Here is a 19182-nt window from a genome sequence, read left to right on the forward strand (position 1 = left end):
TGGCCTGCGGGTGCCAATCCCCGGATCATGCATGCAATAAAGCACGGCTCGGCCGCGGTGACAGGGTTCGGGCGCGCTGCAAGAGGTCAGTAACGACGCATCAACCCGACAAGACGCCCCTGGACCTTGACCCGGTCAGGGCCGAAAATTCGCGTTTCATAGGCAGGATTTGCCGCTTCGAGCGCGATGGACGCTCCCTTGCGTCGGAAGCGTTTTAGTGTCGCTTCCTCCTGATCCACCAGCGCAACCACGATCTCCCCGGGGTTGGCTGTCTGCGTTTCACGTATGATCACCGTGTCTCCGTCGAAGATGCCGGCTTCGATCATGGAATCGCCGCGAACTTCAAGAGCATAATGATCGCCGCCACTCAGCATGTCCGGGGGAACCGCGATGGAGTGTGTCTGGTGCTGGATGGCGTCGATCGGGACGCCGGCGGCAATGCGCCCCATGACCGGAACGGAAACGACGCCGGAAAGACTGTCGTCATTGCTCGCGGCCGGTTTGGGTTGAGACGCCGCCGTTTTGCCGAGGCTGCCTTCAATGACACTCGGAGAAAAGCCGCGGGGCGCGGAATTCAGGCCCGGTGCAATGGAATCGGGCAATCGAACGACTTCCAGCGCGCGGGCACGGTTCGGCAGGCGGCGGATGAACCCGCGCTCCTCCAGCGCCGTGATCAGTCGATGGATCCCCGACTTGGAAGCAAGATCCAGAGCTTCCTTCATTTCGTCGAAGGAAGGGGGAATGCCGCTCTCCTTCAGTCGTTCATGAATGAACAGAAGAAGTTCGTGCTGCTTGCGGGTCAGCATGTTTGCCACCGTGAATCAGTTAAAACAAAACCAGAACATACTCTATCTGTTCCAGTTGTGTTCTGCAACTCCCGTCTGCATGCTCTCCCGAGAACTCACTCAGGCTGCAAACAGCGCTTTTGCGCCATCGGCGACGAACTGGACGGCCAGTGCCGCCAGAATCACACCCAGCAATCGGGTGAGAATGGAGCGTCCCGTTTCGCCCAGAAAACGGTCGACCCGCTCTGCCAGCGTGAAAACCGCATAGGTAATCAGAATGGTGGCAAGCAGGATACCCAGGAGCATCAGCATGCCGGAAATCGAACTGAACGAGCCCGAGAGCAGCACCGTGGCAGAGATCGCGCCGGGGCCGGCAATCAGCGGTATCGCCAGGGGAAAAGCTGCAATGTTGCGGATCATGTCGCGGGTGATTGCGCGCTCGGCGCTTTTCTCATGACGCTCCTGTCGCCGTTCGAAGATCATTTCGAAAGCGATGAAAAACAGAAGCAGCCCGCCGGCCACGCGGAACGCGGGCAGGGTTATGCCGAAAACGGCCAGAATGGCACTGCCGGCGAGGCCGAAAAGGGCCAGGACCGCAAATCCGATGATGGCGGCCCTTACCGCGACCTGATTGCGTTCCGAGCGGTTCATGCCGGCGGTCAGAGCCAGAAAGAGCGGCGCCAGACCGGGCGGGTCAACCGTCACAAGCAGTGTGACGAAGGCGTTGAACAGGATATCGTGGCCGGGCATGTGGTTTCTCTCTGGTCGGGCTTGAAGGCTGGCAAAACGCCTTCGAGATGCGGGAACGCTCGCAGACTGCGGCAATTTGTCAAGGAAGCCATCCCCAGCCAATGGATATCCGTCTGAAATCGCGTTGGATTTCCGGCACCGTTTTGTGGGGCTCAATTGGAGAATCGGCGCTGAGTCATATATAACAGCGCAGTGATTCCTCAATTTGATTGTGACGCGACTTGACTGACCAGACGACGCCGAACGGACCACGCGATCCTGACGATATCGAGCCGATTTCCATCGTCGAGGAAATGCAGCGTTCATATCTCGATTATGCGATGAGCGTGATCGTCAGCAGAGCGCTGCCTGATGCGCGCGACGGTTTGAAACCCGTCCACCGTCGCATACTCTATGCCTCGCATGAGAGCGGCTATCACTGGAACCGCAAATATGTGAAATCCGCGCGCCCCGTCGCCGATGTCATGGGTAAATATCACCCCCATGGCGATGCTGCCATTTACGACGCGCTGGTTAGGATGGCCCAGCACTGGTCCATGCGTCTTCCGCTGATCGATGGTCAGGGCAATTTCGGTTCCATCGATGGCGATCCGCCGGCAGCGATGCGCTATACCGAGTCACGGCTCACAAAGGGCGCGCACGAAATTCTGGAGGATATCGACAAGGACACCGTCGATTTCCAGGACACATATGATGGTTCCGGCCGTGAGCCCAAGGTGCTCCCGGCCCGCTACCCGAACCTTCTGGTCAACGGATCCGGCGGTATCGCGGTTGGCATGGCAACCAACATTCCGCCGCACAATCTGTCCGAGGTAATCGATGGATGTGTCGCACTGATCGACAATCCGGCCATGACGATCCCTGAATTGCAGGCCATCATTCCCGGCCCGGATTTCCCCACCGGCGGTCTGATCCTCGGACGTGCGGGCATCCGCAGTGCTTACGAGACCGGCCGTGGCTCGATCATGATGCGCGGCAAGGTGGCCATCGAGCCGGCGCGCAATGATCGCGAGGCCATCGTGATCACGGAGATTCCCTATCAGGTCAACAAGGCCTCGATGATCGAAAAAATGGCCGAACTGGTGCGCGACAAGCGCATTGAGGGCATTTCCGACATTCGTGATGAAAGCGACCGGCAGGGTTACCGCGTCGTGGTGGAACTGAAGCGCGACGCCGTTGCCGATGTGGTTCTGAACCAGCTTTATCGTTTCACGCCGCTGCAGACCTCTTTTGGCGCCAACATGGTGGCCCTCAATGGTGGCAAGCCCGAGCAGATGAATCTGCTCGACCTGCTCAAGGCCTTTGTGCATTTCCGCGAAGAGGTGGTGAGCCGACGCACGAAATATCTTCTGCGCAAGGCGCGTGACCGGGCCCATGTGCTTGTCGGACTGGCGATTTCGGTGGCCAATATCGATGAGGTGATCAAGCTCATTCGTCATGCGCCCGACCCGCAGACGGCACGTGAACAGCTGATGGAGCGCCGCTGGCCGGCCGCCGATGTGGAAGCGTTGATCCTGCTGATCGATGATCCGCGCCACCGCATCAACGAGGATGGCACCTACAATCTTTCCGAGGAGCAGGCGCGCGCCATTCTGGAGCTCAGGCTGCAGCGCCTGACGGCGCTTGGTCGTGATGAAATTGCCGACGAACTGAACCAGATCGGCGCCGAAATCAGCAATTATCTCGAGATTCTGTCATCGCGCGCCCGTATTCAGCAGATCGTCAAGGATGAGCTCATTGGCGTGCGAGAAGAATTTGGCACCCCGCGCCGGACCGAAATCACCGAAGGCGGTGGCGATTTTGATGACGAGGATCTGATCCAGCGCGAAGACATGGTGGTCACGGTCACGCGCAAGGGCTACATCAAGCGCGTACCGCTTTCGATCTACCGTGCCCAGGCGCGTGGTGGCAAAGGCCGTTCGGGCATGTCGACCAAGGACGAGGATTTCGTTACCCGGCTGTTCGTCGCAAACACGCACACGCCGATCCTGTTCTTTTCCTCACGTGGCATCGTCTACAAGGAAAAGGTCTGGCGCCTGCCAATCGGAACACCACAGTCGGTGGGCAAGTTCCTGCGCAACATGCTGCCGCTTGAAGAGGGCGAAAGCATTACCACGATCATGCCGCTTCCCGAGGACGAGGACAGCTGGGGTGCGCTGGACGTGATGTTTGCCACGACCCGTGGGACGGTGCGTCGCAACAAGCTGTCGGATTTCGTGCAGGTCAACCGCAATGGCAAGATCGCCATGAAGCTGGACGACCCGAATGACGAGATTCTTGGCGTCTTCACCTGTACGGAAGATGATGACGTTCTTCTCACGGCAGCATCGGGCCAGTGCATTCGCTTCTGCGTGACCGATGTGCGTGTCTTTGCCGGACGAAACTCCATCGGCGTGCGTGGCATCAACCTTGCCGAGGGGGACCGGGTCATCTCGATGGCCATTCTTGCGCATGTCGATGCAAGTCCCGCCGAGCGTGCCGCCTATCTGAAACAGGCCGCAGCGGAACGGCGTCAGGTTTCCGGTGAAGATGAAGAGGTGGCTCTCACCAACGAGGATGTCGGTGAGGAGGAAAGCCTGTCTGTCGAGCGGTTCGATGAGCTCAAGGCGCGCGAACAGATGGTGCTCACCGTCAGCGAACTGGGCTATGGCAAGCGCTCATCCAGCTATGATTTCCGTGTGACGGGTCGCGGCGGAAAGGGCATTCGGGCCACCGATGTCGCAAAAACAGACGAGATCGGTCCGCTTATTGCTGCCTTCCCGGTCGAGCATGAGGATCAGATCATGCTCGTCTCGAATGCGGGGCAGGTGATTCGCGTGCCGGTCGACGGTATCCGCATTGCAAGCCGTGCCACAAAGGGGGTCACGATCTTCAACACGGCGAAGGGCGAGAAGGTCGTTTCCGTGGAGCGGATTTCCGATACGCAGGCGGAAGAAGAAGAAGAGGAAGAGATTGCGGGCTCGCAGGAGCCGGCAGAGGCAGCAGCGGTGGCCCCGGAAAACAGCGACGACGCCACCGAATGACCGGTGGCAGCGTCGATCACCGGCGCCGGGGATAGGAAGAGCCGCGCACGCGGTTCTCAAGCTTGACCCGGCTGGCCTCTTCGTGGAGGGCCGATCGCGGTGGCGATCAGCATGGCTATGGTCATGGCGGCTGCGAGCGTTATGATGAGCATGTCTTGTCTCCTTTGCCCTTTTAACGATGCAGGGTGCCATTTGGTTTCATGGCCAGTCTCGGCACCCTTGTATCGTTGGTGTCCCGATTAGCCGATCGGGTTCAAACCTGGCTTGAACCGGCTGTTCATTTTCGCTTCATCGACAATTGGGGGCTTCCGGGGTCATGCGCGATTGCTCAATTGCCTTCATCCTGCAAGACGGCTAAAAGCAGGCCATGAGCGAACGAACAGCTTTTTACGCCGGGTCCTTTGATCCCCTGACCAATGGTCATCTCGATGTGCTCAAGGGCGCGCTGACGGTGGCAGACCGTATCGTGGTGGGCATTGGCCTGCATCCCGGCAAGAAGCCGCTTTTCAGCTACGACGAGCGCGTTGCTCTGATCGAGCGTTCCGCGGTGGCGGAGCTTGGCGGGGACGCTGATCGCATCAAGGTCGTTGCATTCGACCGGCTGGTGATCGATGCCGCCCGCACACATGGTGCCGGCATCATGATCCGCGGGCTGCGCGATGGAACGGATCTCGACTATGAAATGCAGATGGCCGGCATGAACGAAACCATGGCGCCTGATCTCCAGACCGTTTTTTTGCCCGCCAGCCCCTCCGTCCGCACCATTACCGCCACACTTGTGCGTCAGATCGCCTCCATGGGCGGAGATGTAGCTCCGTTCGTGCCTTCCGTCGTTCTGGAAGCGCTCAACGCAAAATTTTCCGCCTGAAACCAAAAGGAGAGTTTCATGCAGCTTCGCAAGCTTGCCTCGACATTGTTCGTGGCTGGTGCCCTCATGGCTGGTCTGGGGCAGACCCTCGCCGCCGAGCCTGAAAACACGATGGTTCTCAAGCTCAAGAACGGTGACGTGACGATCGCACTGCGGCCCGATCTGGCACCAAGACACGTCGAGCAGGTCAAGGCGCTCGTCAAGGAAGGTGCTTATGACAACGTCGCCTTTCACCGGGTGATCGATGGCTTCATGGCACAGACCGGCGATGTTCAGTATGGCGATGTCGAGGACGGTTATGACGCACGGCTGGTTGGCACCGGCGGCTCCGACAGGCCCGATCTTCCAGCCGAGTTCTCAGATGCCCCCTTCACGCGTGGCACCGTTGGGATGGCCCGGTCGCAGAACCCGGACTCTGCCAATTCACAGTTCTTCATCATGTTCGCTCCGGCGGGACATCTGAATGGACAATACACCGTGATCGGAGAGGTCGAATCGGGCATGGAGCTCGTCGACAAGATCAAGAAGGGGGATGCGGGCCAGAACGGCATGGTGCAGAACCCTGACAAAATCCTGTCTGCCCGCATGGCGGACGAAGCCGACTAGCTGCGGCGATCAATTCAAACGAAAGGTACAGGAATGGCTGAGATCAAGGATCCGGAAAACACCATCGTCATGGAAACGACCAAGGGCAGGGTTGTGATACAGCTGTTCCCCGATGTTGCTCCCGGCCATGTGGGCCGCATCAAGGAACTGACGCGTGACAACTTCTATGACGGTATCGTCTTCCATCGCGTCATCGACGGTTTCATGGCACAGACCGGTGATCCCACAGGCACCGGCATGGGCGGCTCGGACAAGCCGGACCTGAAGGCGGAGTTCTCAAACATGTCTCATGAGCGCGGCACCTGCTCCATGGCACGTTCGCAGAATCCGAATTCGGCCAATTCCCAGTTTTTCATCTGCTTTGACAAGGCGCCCTGGCTGGATCGCCAGTACTCGGTCTGGGGGCAGGTCATCGAGGGTATGGAAAGCATCGACAAAATCAAACGCGGCGAGCCGGTCTCCGAGCCGGATTCCATCATCTCCATGCGGGTCGCGGCAGACCTTGCCTGATTGACCGGGGCCGGGCGGTTAAACGCTGCCCGGCGCCTGTCCGGCTGATTTGCGATGCGTGTGGATCTATTCGACTTTGACCTGCCGGAAGAGCGGATTGCGCTGAGACCAGCCAATCCGCGCGATTCCGCGCGGCTCATGAAGGTTGAAGGAAAGAGCTTTGACGACCATGTGGTCCGTGAGCTGCCGGGGATACTCCGGCCCGGCGATGCTCTGGTCTTCAACGATACGAAAGTTATTCCCGCACGTCTTGGTGGTGTTCGCCGGCGCGGAGAGGCTCAGGCACGCATCGAGGCCACGCTGCATATGCGTGAGGGCCCAGACCGATGGCGGGCTTTTCTGAAACCCGCCAAACGGGTGAATGAGGGCGAACGAATTCAATTCGGACATGACGGCGAGAGCTGCTTTCTTGGCATGCTCGAGGCGACGGTTGCCGAAAAGGGCGATGGCGGCGAAGCGCTCCTCGTCTTTGATTTCTCAGGCCCGGTTCTGGATGAAGCGATTGCTGCGGCAGGGCACATGCCACTGCCGCCCTATATCGCCGGCAAACGCGCCGAGGACGAGCGCGACGAAACCGATTACCAGACGATCTATGCCCGTGAAGAGGGCGCGGTTGCAGCGCCGACCGCCGGGCTGCATTTCACGCCTGAGCTGATGCAGGCGCTGGATGCGGCCGGTATCGAGCGGTACTTTGTGACCCTGCATGTGGGAGCGGGCACTTTCCTGCCGGTCAAGGTCGAGGATACGGATGATCACAGGATGCACGCCGAATGGGGTGACGTGGATTCCGAGACGGCAGATGCTTTGAACGCCGTGCGCAAACGGGGCGGGCGCATCGTTTCGGTCGGCACCACCTCGCTGCGGCTTCTGGAAAGCGCGTCACAGAGAACCGGCACGCTGGAAGCGTGGTCAGGTGCCACGGACATTTTCATCACGCCAGGCTACCGTTTTCGCACGGTCGACGTGCTGATGACCAATTTTCACCTGCCGCGGTCGACACTTTTCATGCTCGTCTCTGCCTTTTGCGGCACCGAAACGATGAAGCGCGCCTATGAACATGCGATCCGCAACGAGTATCGCTTCTATTCCTATGGCGATGCGAGCCTCCTTTTCAGGGAAGATCAGTCGTGAGTAACCAGTTCACCTTCCGCCTTCTGGCGACGGATGGCGATGCCCGCCGTGGTGAAATATCGATGCCGCGCGGCACCATCCGCACACCTGCCTTCATGCCCGTGGGCACGGCCGGCACGGTCAAGGCGATGTATATGGATCAGGTCCGCGAACTGGGTGCCGATATCATCCTTGGCAACACCTATCACCTGATGCTGCGTCCGGGCGCCGAGCGTGTGGCGCGGCTGGGCGGGTTGCACGAATTCGCCCGCTGGCCCTATCCGATCCTGACGGATTCGGGCGGGTTTCAGGTTATGTCGCTGGCGGATCTGCGCAAGATTACCGAAAAGGGTGTCACCTTCCGCTCGCATGTGGATGGCAGGGTGTTCGAAATGCCGCCCGAGCGCTCCATCGAAATTCAGGGTCTGCTCGGTTCCGATATCCAGATGCAGCTTGATGAGTGTGTGGCACTGCCTGCCGACGAGGCGGAAATAGAACGTGCCATGGAGCTGTCGCTGCGCTGGGCGGAGCGCTGCAAGAGTGCTTTCGGGGAACAGCCCGGCAAGGCCATGTTCGGCATCGTGCAGGGTGGCGACAGGCCGCATCTGCGTGAACGTTCGGCCCAGGCTCTCGCGGCAATGGGCCTGAAGGGCTATGCGGTCGGCGGATTGGCCGTGGGCGAGCCCCAACAGGTCATGCTCGACATGCTGGAGGCCACCTGTCCCGTGCTTCCATCCGAAAAACCGCGCTATCTTATGGGCGTCGGAACCCCGGACGACATCCTGAAATCCGTTGCCCGGGGCATCGACATGTTCGATTGCGTGATGCCTACCCGTGCTGGCCGGCATGGGCTTGCCTATACACGCCGCGGCAAGATCAATCTGAAGAATGCCCGCCATGCCGAGGATATGCGGCCGCTGGACGAAGAAAGCGATTGTCCGGCTGCCCGCGACTATTCAAGGGCCTATCTCCATCACCTTGTAAAAGCTGGTGAATCGCTTGCCGGCATGCTGCTCACCTGGAACAACCTGTCCTACTATCAGTCGTTGATGCAGGATATTCGCGATGCCATCGAAGCCGGGCGTTTTTCCGAACGCTCGGCAGAGATAAGCGCAGCATGGGAACAGGGCGATATAGCGCCGATCTGATCGCGGCCACCAGACTGCACCTGTGCGCATGGCTTGCTCGATTTTCGTTTTTGAACTTAACTGTTCTAAACGAACAATGGTGCGAACATGAACCCAACCTTCCTCACGCCGCGTTTGGCAGAAATTCTGGAACTTGCGAAGGAGCATGGTCGTGTCCTTGTGGACGATCTAGCCGAGCATTTCGGCGTCACGCCGCAAACGATACGGCGTGATCTCAACGAGCTTTGCGAGCGACGCTTCCTCACCCGGATCCATGGCGGTGCGCTGCTCCCCTCCGGCATTGAAAACATGGAGTATGAAGCGCGCCGCAAGATCGCCTCGGAAGAAAAGCGGGCCATCGGACAGGGCCGCGGCGCGCATTATCCCCGACAGGGCATCGCTCTTCGTGAACATAGGAACCACCACCGAGGCGGTGAGCGACGCATTGCTCGATCATGAAGGTCTCATGGTGATTACGAATAACATCAATGTTGCCAACAGGATGCGTGTGTTTCCCTCTTTTGAGGTCATCATTGCCGGCGGTGTGGTGCGAGGGTCGGATGGCGGTGTTGTCGGAGAGGCCGCAGTTGATTTCATTCGTCAGTTCAAGGTCGACTACGCGGTCATCGGTGTTTCCTCGATCGATCCGGACGGCGCGCTCTATGATTTCGACTTTCGCGAGGTGAAGGTGGCGCAGGCCATCATCGCCAATGCACGACACGTGATCCTGGTCTCCGATTCCACCAAGTTCGAACGTGGCGCTCCCGTGCGCATAGGTCACTTATCCCAGGTCGACACATTCATCACCGACCGGTGTCCGGTGCCGGCGATGCGCGGTCTGTGCGAAGAGGCGGGCGTACGGCTGGTCGAGACAGAATGTTAACGAATGTGTATTTTCGTTTGACATTCATTTTTCTTTCGAAATAATTCTTTTGCCTCCAAGGCAGGAGAGTTTCCTGTGATCCGAGAGGCTAGGGAGAAACGCGTGCCCGGTTCCAGTTCCGCCCATTCTGACATATTCGACGTGTTCGTCATCGGCGGCGGCATCAATGGCTGCGGCATTGCGCGCGACGCGGTTGGTCGCGGCTACTCCGTCTTTCTTGCAGAGATGAACGACCTGGCGAGCGGCACATCCTCGGGATCGACCAAGCTCATTCATGGTGGCCTGCGTTATCTTGAATATTATGAATTTCGCCTCGTGCGCGAAGCGCTGATGGAGCGTGAGATCCTGTGGCGCAACGCACCGCACATCATCTGGCCGATGCGTTTCGTCCTGCCCTTGCACAAGGGACTGCGTCCGGCCTGGCTCGTGCGTCTCGGGCTCTTCATTTATGACCATATCGGTGGCAGAAAGCTCCTCCCCAAAACCCGAACGCTCGACATGCGCACCGATCCTGCGGGCAAGCCGCTGAAAGGATCCTATCGCCGCGCGTTCGAATATTCCGACTGCTGGGTCAACGATGCCCGCTTCGTGGTCCTCAACGCGCGCGACGCCGCAGACAGGGGGGCGGATGTGCGGGTGCGCACACGCGTTGTTTCTGCGCAAGACGAGAACGGGATTTGGAAAATCCGCATTCAGAACCTGTTGACGGGCGAAAAAGAAACCGTGCGTGCGCGCTACCTCGTCAATGCCGCCGGTCCCTGGGTGGATCATGTCATATCGGGCGTGCTTGGGCAGAACGACGTTCAAAATGTGCGCCTGGTGAAGGGCAGTCACATCGTCGTCCGGGGCAAGTTCGACGATCCGCGCGCCTATTTCTTCCAGAATGCCGATGGCCGGATTATTTTCGCCATTCCCTATGAGGATGATTTCACGCTCATCGGCACCACCGATCAGGACTATGATGGCGATCCGAAGGATGTCGCCATCAGCGACAGCGAGATCGATTATCTGTGCGCGGCAGCCAGCGAGTATTTCGCCGAACCGGTGCGCCGCGATGATATTGTGTGGACCTATTCAGGTGTGCGTCCGCTGTTTGATGACGGTGCCTCGAAGGCGCAGGAGGCCACGCGCGACTATGTGCTGAAATCTGAGGCTGCGGGGAGCGGCGCGCCCATGGTGCATGTGTTCGGCGGCAAGATAACGACCTATCGCAAGCTGGCTGAATCGGCTCTGGAAAAGATTGCAGAATCCATCGGCGCGAAGGGGCAGCCCTGGACCCACGAAGCCACGCTGCCGGGCGGCGATTTCGCTTTTGACGGCTACGAGGCTCAGGTGGAAGCGCTGCTGCGCGACTACGCCTTCCTCGATTGCAATCATGCGGCCCCGACTGATCAGGCTTTATGGGCTGGATGCCCGCAATCTCCTCGGCAATGCGCAGGCGCTGGACGATCTCGGCCGGCATTTTGGTGTCGATCTCTACGAAGCCGAATTGCGCTATCTGGCAGCTCGTGAATGGGCCGTCAGCGGGGAGGATGTGCTTTGGCGCAGAACCAAGCGAGGCTTGCGGCTGACGCCGGAGGAGGCGGCAGAAGTCGACAATTACATGCGTGACATTTCGGGAATGCAAGACCGGGCGGCCAACGCTGGGGGAGGACATGCTTGAACTGCGCAATGTTTCAAAGGTCGTATCCGGCGAAACGCACATAGATAATGTTTCGCTGCGGTTGGAGCCGGGCTCGCTCAACGTGCTGCTCGGACCGACGCTTGCCGGCAAAACCAGCCTGATGCGGTTGATGGCCGGGCTCGACCGCCCCACATCCGGCAGCGTGTGGATGGAGGGAGAGGATGTCACCGGCATCCCGGTCCAGAAGCGCAGCGTCGCCATGGTCTACCAGCAGTTCATCAACTATCCGGCGATGAGTGTTTACGAAAACATCGCTTCGCCGCTACGCGTTGCCGGTACGGAGAAAGCCACCATCGAGGAAAAGGTACGGCAGGCTGCCGACCTTCTTCACCTGACACCGCATCTGGAGCGCACGCCGCTGGAGCTTTCCGGTGGTCAGCAGCAACGCACGGCGCTGGCTCGCGCCATGGTCAAGGAAGCGCGTCTGGTGCTTCTGGACGAGCCGCTTGCCAATCTGGATTACAAGCTTCGCGAAGAATTGCGCGCCGAGCTGCCGAAGATCTTTGCAGCATCCGGTGCGATTTTCGTCTATGCGACCACCGAGCCCAGCGAGGCGCTGCTCCTTGGCGGAAACACCGCCACGCTCAGCGAGGGCCGGCTGACGCAGTTTGGACCAACGATCGACGTGTTCCGCAAACCGGTTGATCTCGTAACCGCGCGCACCTTCTCCGACCCACCGCTGAACACGGTGTCGGTGGCAAAGACAGGCGGAGCGTTTTCGCTCGACAAAACCGTCCAGGTGCCTGTGCCGCAGGGCCTCGAAAATGCACCCGACGGGGCGTACACGCTGGGCTTTCAGCCGCATCATCTTTCTCTTGCGCCGCGCGAGGCCAATGCGGTTTCAGTCCGCGCCACCGTTTCGGTGACCGAAATCACCGGGTCGGAAAGCTTCGTCCATCTGGATTTCGCCGGACATCGATGGGTCATGCTGGAAGAGGGCATTCACCGTCTGGAGGTGGGCGAAGCGGTCGAGGTCTTCATCGACACCCGCCACATGCTGGTGTTCGACGCTGCAAGCCGGCGTGTCACGACCGGCAAAAGCCAGGCTGCATAGGAGGCGGGAATGGCGCGAATTGATCTCAACAACATCCGCCACGCCTATCTGCCCAACCCTGCGAGCGATGCCGACTTTGCCCTGAAGCGGGTTCACCACACGTTTGACGATGGCGGCGCCTATGCGCTGCTCGGCCCATCCGGCTGCGGCAAGACCACGCTCCTGAACATCATTTCCGGTCTTCTGCGTCCCACGGAAGGCGAGATATTGTTCGATGGGCAAAATGTGACGGACCTGTCCACCGAAGACCGCAACATCGCGCAGGTGTTTCAGTTTCCGGTCGTCTACGACACGATGACGGTCTACCAGAACCTTGCCTTTCCCCTGCGAAATCGGGGCGTCGCAGACGATGAGATCGAACGGCGCGTGCGCGAAACGCTCGAAATGATCGATCTTGCAGATCGCGCAGACCAGAAGGCCAAGGGGCTGACCGCCGACGACAAGCAGAAGATCGCGCTCGGCCGCGGGCTGGTGCGATCCGATGTCAGCGCAATTCTCTTCGACGAGCCGTTGACGGTGATCGACCCACACATGAAATGGGTGTTGCGCTCTCAGTTGAAGGAGCTGCATCGGCGTTTCGCCTTTACAATGGTCTATGTCACCCATGATCAAACCGAGGCGCTCACCTTCGCCGATCAGGTGGTGGTCATGAACGAGGGCGAGATCGTTCAGATCGGCACGCCCGAAGAGCTTTTCGAGCGCCCCAACCATACCTTTGTCGGCTATTTCATAGGCTCTCCGGGCATGAACGTTCTTCCCGTCCGGATCGACGGGCAGGACATTCGTGTCGGTGAACACGCCATCGCTCTTGAAGGGCAGGTTCCGCAAACGCGGGATGCCAGGATGGAGCTCGGTGTGCGTCCTGAATATGTGCGCATTGGCGAGAAGGGAATTCCCGCGCAGATCGTGCGCGTGGAGGACACCGGGCGACGCAAGATCGTTCATGCGACCGTGGAGGGCCAGCCCGTCGCCGCGATCGTTCCCGAAGGTTCGTCCCTGCCTGGCGAACCACGCATCAGTTTCGACCCCGCAGGCATCAATCTTTACGTGGATTCATGGCGTGTTGACCCGGTCTTCGCGCGTCAGGGAGGGGCGGCATGACCAAGACATGGAACAACCGGGCCTGGTTTCTCGTCCTGCCGGTCCTGCTGCTTGTGGCATTCAACGCCATCATACCGCTGATGACGGTGGTGAACTATTCGGTTCAGGAGACCTTCGGCAACAATCTGTTCTTTTTCGAGGGAACGAAATGGTATGAGGAGGTGCTCACATCCGAGCGTTTCCATGCCTCTTTGTTCCGGCAGTTTCTCTTCACCGGGATCATCCTGCTCATCGAGGTGCCGCTAGGTGTCGCGATCGCGCTCACCATGCCCCGCTCCGGCCCCTGGGTGTCGGTCTGCCTCGTTCTGATGGCGCTGCCGCTGCTCATTCCGTGGAATGTGGTGGGCGCCATGTGGAACATCATGGCCCTGCCGGATATCGGCCTTCTGGGCTATGGGCTGAATGCACTCGGAATTCCCTACAATTTCACCCGCCAGCCCATTTCCGCCTGGTTCACCGTGGTTTTGATGGATGTCTGGCACTGGACCTCGCTCGTGGTGCTGCTCGCCTATGCGGGCCTTCGCTCCATCCCCGAAGCTTATTATCAGGCCGCCAAGATCGATGGCGCGTCGCGCTGGTCGGTGTTCCGCTACATCCAGTTGCCCAAGATGAACCGCGTTCTCACCATCGCAATTCTCCTGCGTTTCATGGACTCCTTCATGATCTACACCGAGCCTTTCGTGCTCACCGGCGGGGGGCCGGGCAATGCCACGACCTTCCTTTCCATCGATCTGGTGAAGGCGGCGCTGGGCGAGTTCAATCTCGGCATCGCCGCAGCAATGAGCATCATCTACTTCCTGATGACACTCCTGGTGAGCTGGATCTTCTACACGCTGATGACCCGGGGAGAGGACCAATGAGAGTGACCCGCTGGCTCGTTCCCACGCTCTACATCATCTTCCTGCTGTTGCCGATCTATTGGCTCGTCAACATGTCATTCAAGACCACCAACGAGATTCTCGGCGGCTTCAGCCCGTGGCCGAAAAATTTCACCATCGACAGTTACGTGGAGATCCTCACCAACCCGGTCTGGTACAATGGTTACATTAGCTCCATCAGCTATGTCATTATAAACACGGTCATTTCTGTCACCTTCGCGCTGCCTGCAGCCTATGCGTTCTCACGCTATCGCTTTCTCGGCGACAAGCATCTGTTCTTCTGGCTTCTGACCAACCGCATGGCGCCGCCGGCGGTCTTTGCCCTGCCGTTCTATCAGCTTTATTCCGCGGTCGGCCTGTTCGACACGCCCTGGGCCGTGGCGCTCGCGCACTGCCTCTTCAACATTCCGCTGGCGGTGTGGATCCTCGAAGGCTTCATGTCTGGCGTGCCCAAGGAGATCGATGAGACGGCCCTATATCGACGGCTATTCGTTTCCGCGCTTCTTCGTGAAGATCTTCATGCCACTGATCGCGTCGGGCATCGGTGTCACGGCGTTCTTCTGCTTCATGTTTTCGTGGGTGGAACTGCTTCTGGCCAAAACGCTGACCTCGGTCGCAGCCAAGCCGATTGCCGCCGTGATGACCCGCACGGCCAGCACATCCGGCTACGAGCTGGGTCTTCTGGCAGCCGCTGGCGTCCTGACGATCATTCCAGGCGCCATCGTGATCTGGTTCGTACGCAATTACATCGCCAAGGGCTTTGCCCTCGGGCGCGTGTAGGGAGGAAACCATGCCGCACTGGCTCGATCTCACATGGATGGCCTGGACGTGGCAGACGGCCACCTTCTTCCTCGTCATCTTCGCGCTTCTGTGCGCCATGACGGTCTGGGAATGGGCAAGTCCCGGTGGCGGGCCGCGCCATGGTGTTCTCGGCCTCGATACCACGCGGGGCGACCGTCTTTTCATCTCATTGCTCGGCAGCGCGTTCATCCATCTGGGGTGGCTCGGGCTGATCGATATGCCCCTTTGGGGCGGCACGATTTTGTCTTTGATCTATGCCTATGCGGTGTTCCGCTGGGTGTAGGTCGCCGACAAAGCAAAGCGGGACGCGGGACGTTCCGCAAACCGGCGGACAGGAGCTTCAACACGGGCTCGAAAACCGCCAAACCATGTTCATGAAATGAATATGGAAACAGGAGGAGGAGTTTGAAATGAAAGCGCATTTGAAGACTTCTGTCGCAGCGCTTGCCCTGCTCTGGCTACCCGGCCAGGCCATGGCAGACATGGCGGCTGCGGAAAAATGGATCGACAGTGAATTCCAGCCTTCCTCGCTCAGCCGTGAGGAGCAGCTGGCGGAAATGGAATGGTTCATCAAGGCAGCTGAACCATTGCAGGGCATGGAGATCAATGTCCTCTCCGAAACCATCCCGACACATTCCTACGAGTCCGAAACCCTCACCAAAGCGTTTGAGGAGATCACCGGCATCAAGGTCAACCACCAACTTCTGGGCGAAGGCGAGGTGGTGCAGGCCGTACAGACCCAGATGCAGACCAACCGCAATCTCTACGACGCCTATGTCAACGATGCCGATCTGGTGGGCACGCATTCGCGCCTCCAGAGCGCGGTCAATCTTACCGACTGGATGGAAGGCGAGGGTGCAGACGTCACCTCACCGACGCTTGATCTTGAGGATTTCATCGGCATTGCCTCCGCGACCGGACCGGACGGCAAGCTCTGGCAATTGCCCGATCAGCAGTTTGCCAACCTCTACTGGTTCCGTAAGGACTGGTTTGATCGCCCTGAAATCAAAGAGAAATTCAAGGAGAAATACGGTTACGAGCTTGGCGTTCCGGTCAACTGGTCTGCCTATGAGGACATCGCTGACTTCTTCACCAACGATGTGAAGGAGATCGATGGTGTTCGCGTCTATGGTCACATGGATTACGGCAAGCGGGCACCGGATCTAGGCTGGCGCATGACCGATGCCTGGCTCTCCATGGCCGGCGCGGGCTCCAAGGGGCTGCCCAATGGTCGACCCATCGACGAATGGGGCATCCGCATGGAGGAGGGTTCCTGCAACCCATCCGGCGCATCCGTCAGCCGGGGTGGTGCTGCCAATGGACCGGCCGCCGTCTACGCCATCCGCAAATGGGATGAGTGGCTACGCCAGTATGCGCCGCCCGGGGCCGCCGATCTTGACTTCTACCAGTCGCTGCCGGCGCTCAGCCAGGGCAATGTCGCCCAGCAGATCTTCTGGTACACCGCCTTCACCGCGGACATGGTGAAGCCGAAGAGCGAGGGCAACAACACCGTCGATGACGAAGGCAATCTGCTCTGGAAGATGGCGCCGTCACCGCACGGCCCCTATTGGGAAGAGGGCATGAAGCTTGGCTATCAGGATGTTGGCTCCTGGACGCTGTTCAAGTCCACGCCTGTGGATCGCCGCAAGGCGGCCTGGCTCTACGCCCAGTTCGTCACCTCGAAAACGGTCGACGTGAAGAAGAGCCATGTCGGCCTCACGATCATTCGCGATTCCACGGTGAATCACGAATCATTTACCGAGCGCTCTCCGAAGCTCGGCGGGCTGGTCGAGTTCTATCGCTCGCCGGATCGGATTCTGTGGACGGACACGGGCGTTAACGTGCCGGACTATCCAAAGCTCGCCCAGATCTGGTGGCAGCAGATCGGCGACGTGAACTCCGGCGCCTTCACCCCACAGGAGGCGATGGATCGTCTGGCCGGCGAAATGGATATCACCATGGCCCGCATGCAGGCAGCCGATGAAAGCGCCAATGTCTATGGCGGATGCGGTCCGCGCCTGAACGAGGAAAAGGATCCGTCCGAGTGGATCGGCAAGGGTGGCGCAAAAGCCAAACTCGAGAACGAGAAGCCCCAGGGCGAAACCATCGTTTACGAGGAAATCGTCAAGCGCTGGCAGTAAGGCTGGTTGCAACCTGCCCGAATGGCATCAAAATGGACGGGGAGCCGGCGAGCCCGGCTCCCCGTTTGGCAAAGAGCTTCAGACCGATCCGGAGGACCAATGAGCGGTTTTGTATTGGCGATAGATCAGGGCACGACATCCAGCCGGGCAATCGTGTTTGATGCTTCAATGCAGCCGGTGGCGACCGGGCAAAGGGAATTTCAGCAGCACTACCCGAATTCGGGCTGGGTGGAACACGATCCCGAAGACATCTGGAAGGGGGTCGTTTCGACCGCGCGCAGCGCCCTGCGTAAGGCGAAGCTGGAAGCGGCTGATGTTTCAGCCATCGGGATCACCAATCAGCGCGAGACCATCGTTGTGTGGGACCGCGAAACCGGCAAGCCGATCCACAACGCCATTGTCTGGCAGGACCGTCGCACCGCCCCCATGTGCGAAAAGCTGAAGGCGGATGATCTGGAGAAAACCTTCACGCAAAAAACCGGCCTGCTTCTCGATCCCTATTTTTCCGGAACCAAACTCGCCTGGATCCTTGATGAGGTTGAGGGGGCGCGTGAACGGGCGGAAAAGGGCGAACTCCTTGCCGGCACCATCGACACGTTTCTGATCTGGCGTCTGACGGGCGGCAAGGCGCATGTCACGGACGCCACGAATGCCTCGCGCACCCTTCTGTTCAACATCGAGACCAATGAATGGGATGACGAACTCCTGAAAATTCTGCGTGTGCCGAAGGCCCTGTTGCCCGAGGTGAAGGATAGCGCCACCGATTTCGGCATGACCGAGAAAAAGCTATTCGGCGCGGCGATACCGATTCTCGGCGTTGCCGGCGACCAGCAGGCAGCCGTCATCGGTCAGGGCCTGCTTCGAACCCGGTATGCTCAAGGCCACCTATGGCACGGGCTGTTTCGCCGTGCTCAACACCGGCCAGACGATGGTTTCCTCAAACAACCGACTTCTCACCACCATTGCCTACCGGCTTGATGGGGTGACGACCTATGGGCTCGAAGGTTCGATCTTCGTTGCGGGTGCTGCCGTTCAGTGGTTGCGCGACGGGTTGAAGGTTATCGGCAAGGCTGCCGATTCGGGCGCGCTGGCTGCCAGGGCCGACCCGACGCAGCAGCTTTATCTCGTTCCTGCCTTTGTCGGGCTTGGGGCGCCGCACTGGGATGCGGAGGCGCGCGGGGCGATCTACGGCCTGACACGCAATTCGGGCCCGGCGGAATTCGCACGCGCCACGCTCGAATCGGTCGCATACCAGACACGGGACCTGCTCGATGCCATGCGCAAGGACTGGCAGGACGGCGGAAATGACACGGTGCTGCGGGTCGATGGCGGCATGGTTGCCAGCGACTGGATGCTGCAATTCCTTGCCGACATGCTGGACGCTCCGGTCGACAGGCCGACTCAGCTCGAAACCACCGCTCTTGGGGCTGCGTGGCTTGCGGGATCGCGGGCCGGTGTCTGGCCCGGCGCCCGGGAATTCGCTGCCGGCTGGAAGCTCGATCGCCAATTCTCGCCCCGGATGGATGCATCCGATCGAGAAAACCGCCTGAAAGGCTGGCGTGATGCGGTGCGCAGAACACTCAGCACGACCTGAAAGCCTTGTGCACAAGGCGGTTGGCAACAAGAACAAAAAAGTCGGGCGAAAGACGCTTTTTTCCGGTTGACCGCAGATAAGTGCCTCTCTATGTTCCGCCGCAATTTCCGGGGTTCGCAACAACCCGCAGGGAGCGCGTAGCTCAGTTGGTAGAGCAACTGACTTTTAATCAGTAGGTCCAGGGTTCGAGCCCCTGCGCGCTCACCATTCAATTCAGCATTCACATCACTCCTTGGTATGCGGCTGCCCGCGTCTTGCCGCGCAATG

The 19182-nt window shown here is 59.4% G+C and carries 13 protein-coding genes, 1 tRNA gene and 4 pseudogenes; 16 read left to right on the forward strand and 2 right to left on the reverse strand.

Translation table 11 applies throughout. The features are described 5' to 3' along the window. Positions 1 to 86: 86 nt before the first annotated feature. Together lexA and AB2N04_RS11975 are read right to left on the reverse strand one after the other, a co-directional pair. Positions 87 to 806 carry a transcriptional repressor LexA gene (gene lexA, locus AB2N04_RS11970; RefSeq protein WP_367714697.1) on the reverse strand — a complete coding sequence of 240 codons (720 nt, stop codon included), beginning with the start codon at positions 804 to 806 and terminating at the stop codon, positions 87 to 89. Positions 807 to 905: 99 nt separating this feature from the next. After that, positions 906 to 1535, reverse strand: coding sequence for a MarC family protein (locus tag AB2N04_RS11975; protein WP_367714698.1), 630 nt, complete (start codon positions 1533 to 1535; stop codon positions 906 to 908). Between the two features lie 221 nt (positions 1536 to 1756). Here AB2N04_RS11975 and gyrA point away from each other — a divergent pair, with 221 nt between their 5' ends. The 16 genes and pseudogenes from gyrA (at position 1757) to AB2N04_RS12055 (ending at position 19122) form a co-directional block, all read left to right on the forward strand. Continuing rightward, the gene (gene gyrA, locus AB2N04_RS11980; RefSeq protein WP_367714699.1) at positions 1757 to 4558 is read left to right on the forward strand and encodes a DNA gyrase subunit A; all 2802 of its coding nucleotides are present in this window, start codon (positions 1757 to 1759) and stop codon (positions 4556 to 4558) included. A 367-nt stretch (positions 4559 to 4925) separates the two neighbouring features. Next, positions 4926 to 5426 carry a pantetheine-phosphate adenylyltransferase gene (gene coaD / locus AB2N04_RS11985; protein ID WP_367714700.1) on the forward strand — a complete coding sequence of 167 codons (501 nt, stop codon included), beginning with the start codon at positions 4926 to 4928 and terminating at the stop codon, positions 5424 to 5426. A gap of 18 nt (positions 5427 to 5444) precedes the next feature. Beyond that, positions 5445 to 6032, forward strand: a complete 588-nt coding sequence (locus AB2N04_RS11990) for a peptidylprolyl isomerase (RefSeq protein ID WP_367714701.1) — start codon at positions 5445 to 5447, stop codon at positions 6030 to 6032. A 33-nt stretch (positions 6033 to 6065) separates the two neighbouring features. Beyond that, entirely contained in the window at positions 6066 to 6542 is a 477-nt protein-coding gene (locus AB2N04_RS11995; RefSeq protein ID WP_367714702.1) for a peptidylprolyl isomerase, read from the forward strand. Positions 6543 to 6596: 54 nt separating this feature from the next. Further along, positions 6597 to 7673: a tRNA preQ1(34) S-adenosylmethionine ribosyltransferase-isomerase QueA gene (gene queA / locus AB2N04_RS12000; protein ID WP_367714703.1), complete on the forward strand. Its 1077-nt coding sequence runs from the start codon at positions 6597 to 6599 to the stop codon at positions 7671 to 7673. Then, positions 7670 to 8800 carry a tRNA guanosine(34) transglycosylase Tgt gene (gene tgt / locus AB2N04_RS12005; protein ID WP_367714704.1) on the forward strand — a complete coding sequence of 377 codons (1131 nt, stop codon included), beginning with the start codon at positions 7670 to 7672 and terminating at the stop codon, positions 8798 to 8800. The genes queA and tgt overlap by 4 nt, the downstream gene beginning before the upstream one ends. 87 nt (positions 8801 to 8887) lie before the next feature. Continuing rightward, positions 8888 to 9662: pseudogene (locus tag AB2N04_RS12010) on the forward strand (DeoR/GlpR family DNA-binding transcription regulator). A 102-nt stretch (positions 9663 to 9764) separates the two neighbouring features. Further along, positions 9765 to 11325, forward strand: a pseudogene (gene glpD, locus AB2N04_RS12015) (glycerol-3-phosphate dehydrogenase). Next, on the forward strand, positions 11318 to 12400 hold the full coding sequence (locus AB2N04_RS12020) for an ABC transporter ATP-binding protein (protein WP_367714705.1): 1083 nt from the start codon (positions 11318 to 11320) through the stop codon (positions 12398 to 12400). The pseudogene glpD and the gene AB2N04_RS12020 overlap by 8 nt, the downstream one beginning before the upstream one ends. 9 nt (positions 12401 to 12409) lie before the next feature. After that, positions 12410 to 13501 (forward strand): ABC transporter ATP-binding protein, encoded by a 1092-nt coding sequence (locus tag AB2N04_RS12025; protein ID WP_367714707.1) that lies wholly within the window; start codon positions 12410 to 12412, stop codon positions 13499 to 13501. After that, a complete protein-coding gene (locus AB2N04_RS12030; protein WP_367714709.1) occupies positions 13498 to 14361 on the forward strand; it encodes a carbohydrate ABC transporter permease in 864 nt (287 codons plus the stop codon). Before AB2N04_RS12025 ends, AB2N04_RS12030 begins: the two co-directional genes overlap by 4 nt. Further along, positions 14358 to 15159, forward strand: a pseudogene (locus AB2N04_RS12035) (carbohydrate ABC transporter permease). The gene AB2N04_RS12030 and the pseudogene AB2N04_RS12035 overlap by 4 nt, the downstream one beginning before the upstream one ends. Before the next feature lie 10 nt (positions 15160 to 15169). Continuing rightward, on the forward strand, positions 15170 to 15463 hold the full coding sequence (locus AB2N04_RS12040; protein ID WP_367714710.1) for a DUF2160 domain-containing protein: 294 nt from the start codon (positions 15170 to 15172) through the stop codon (positions 15461 to 15463). A gap of 127 nt (positions 15464 to 15590) precedes the next feature. After that, the gene (locus AB2N04_RS12045; protein WP_367714711.1) at positions 15591 to 17321 is read left to right on the forward strand and encodes an ABC transporter substrate-binding protein; all 1731 of its coding nucleotides are present in this window, start codon (positions 15591 to 15593) and stop codon (positions 17319 to 17321) included. 99 nt (positions 17322 to 17420) lie between these two features. Then, positions 17421 to 18915 (forward strand): annotated as a pseudogene (gene glpK, locus AB2N04_RS12050) (glycerol kinase GlpK). Between the two features lie 131 nt (positions 18916 to 19046). Continuing rightward, a tRNA-Lys gene (locus AB2N04_RS12055) sits at positions 19047 to 19122 on the forward strand. The last annotated feature ends 60 nt before the right edge of the window (positions 19123 to 19182 follow it).

Origin of the sequence: Nitratireductor sp. GISD-1A_MAKvit (assembly GCF_040819555.1) — a bacterium.
Lineage (GTDB): Bacteria > Pseudomonadota > Alphaproteobacteria > Rhizobiales > Rhizobiaceae > Nitratireductor.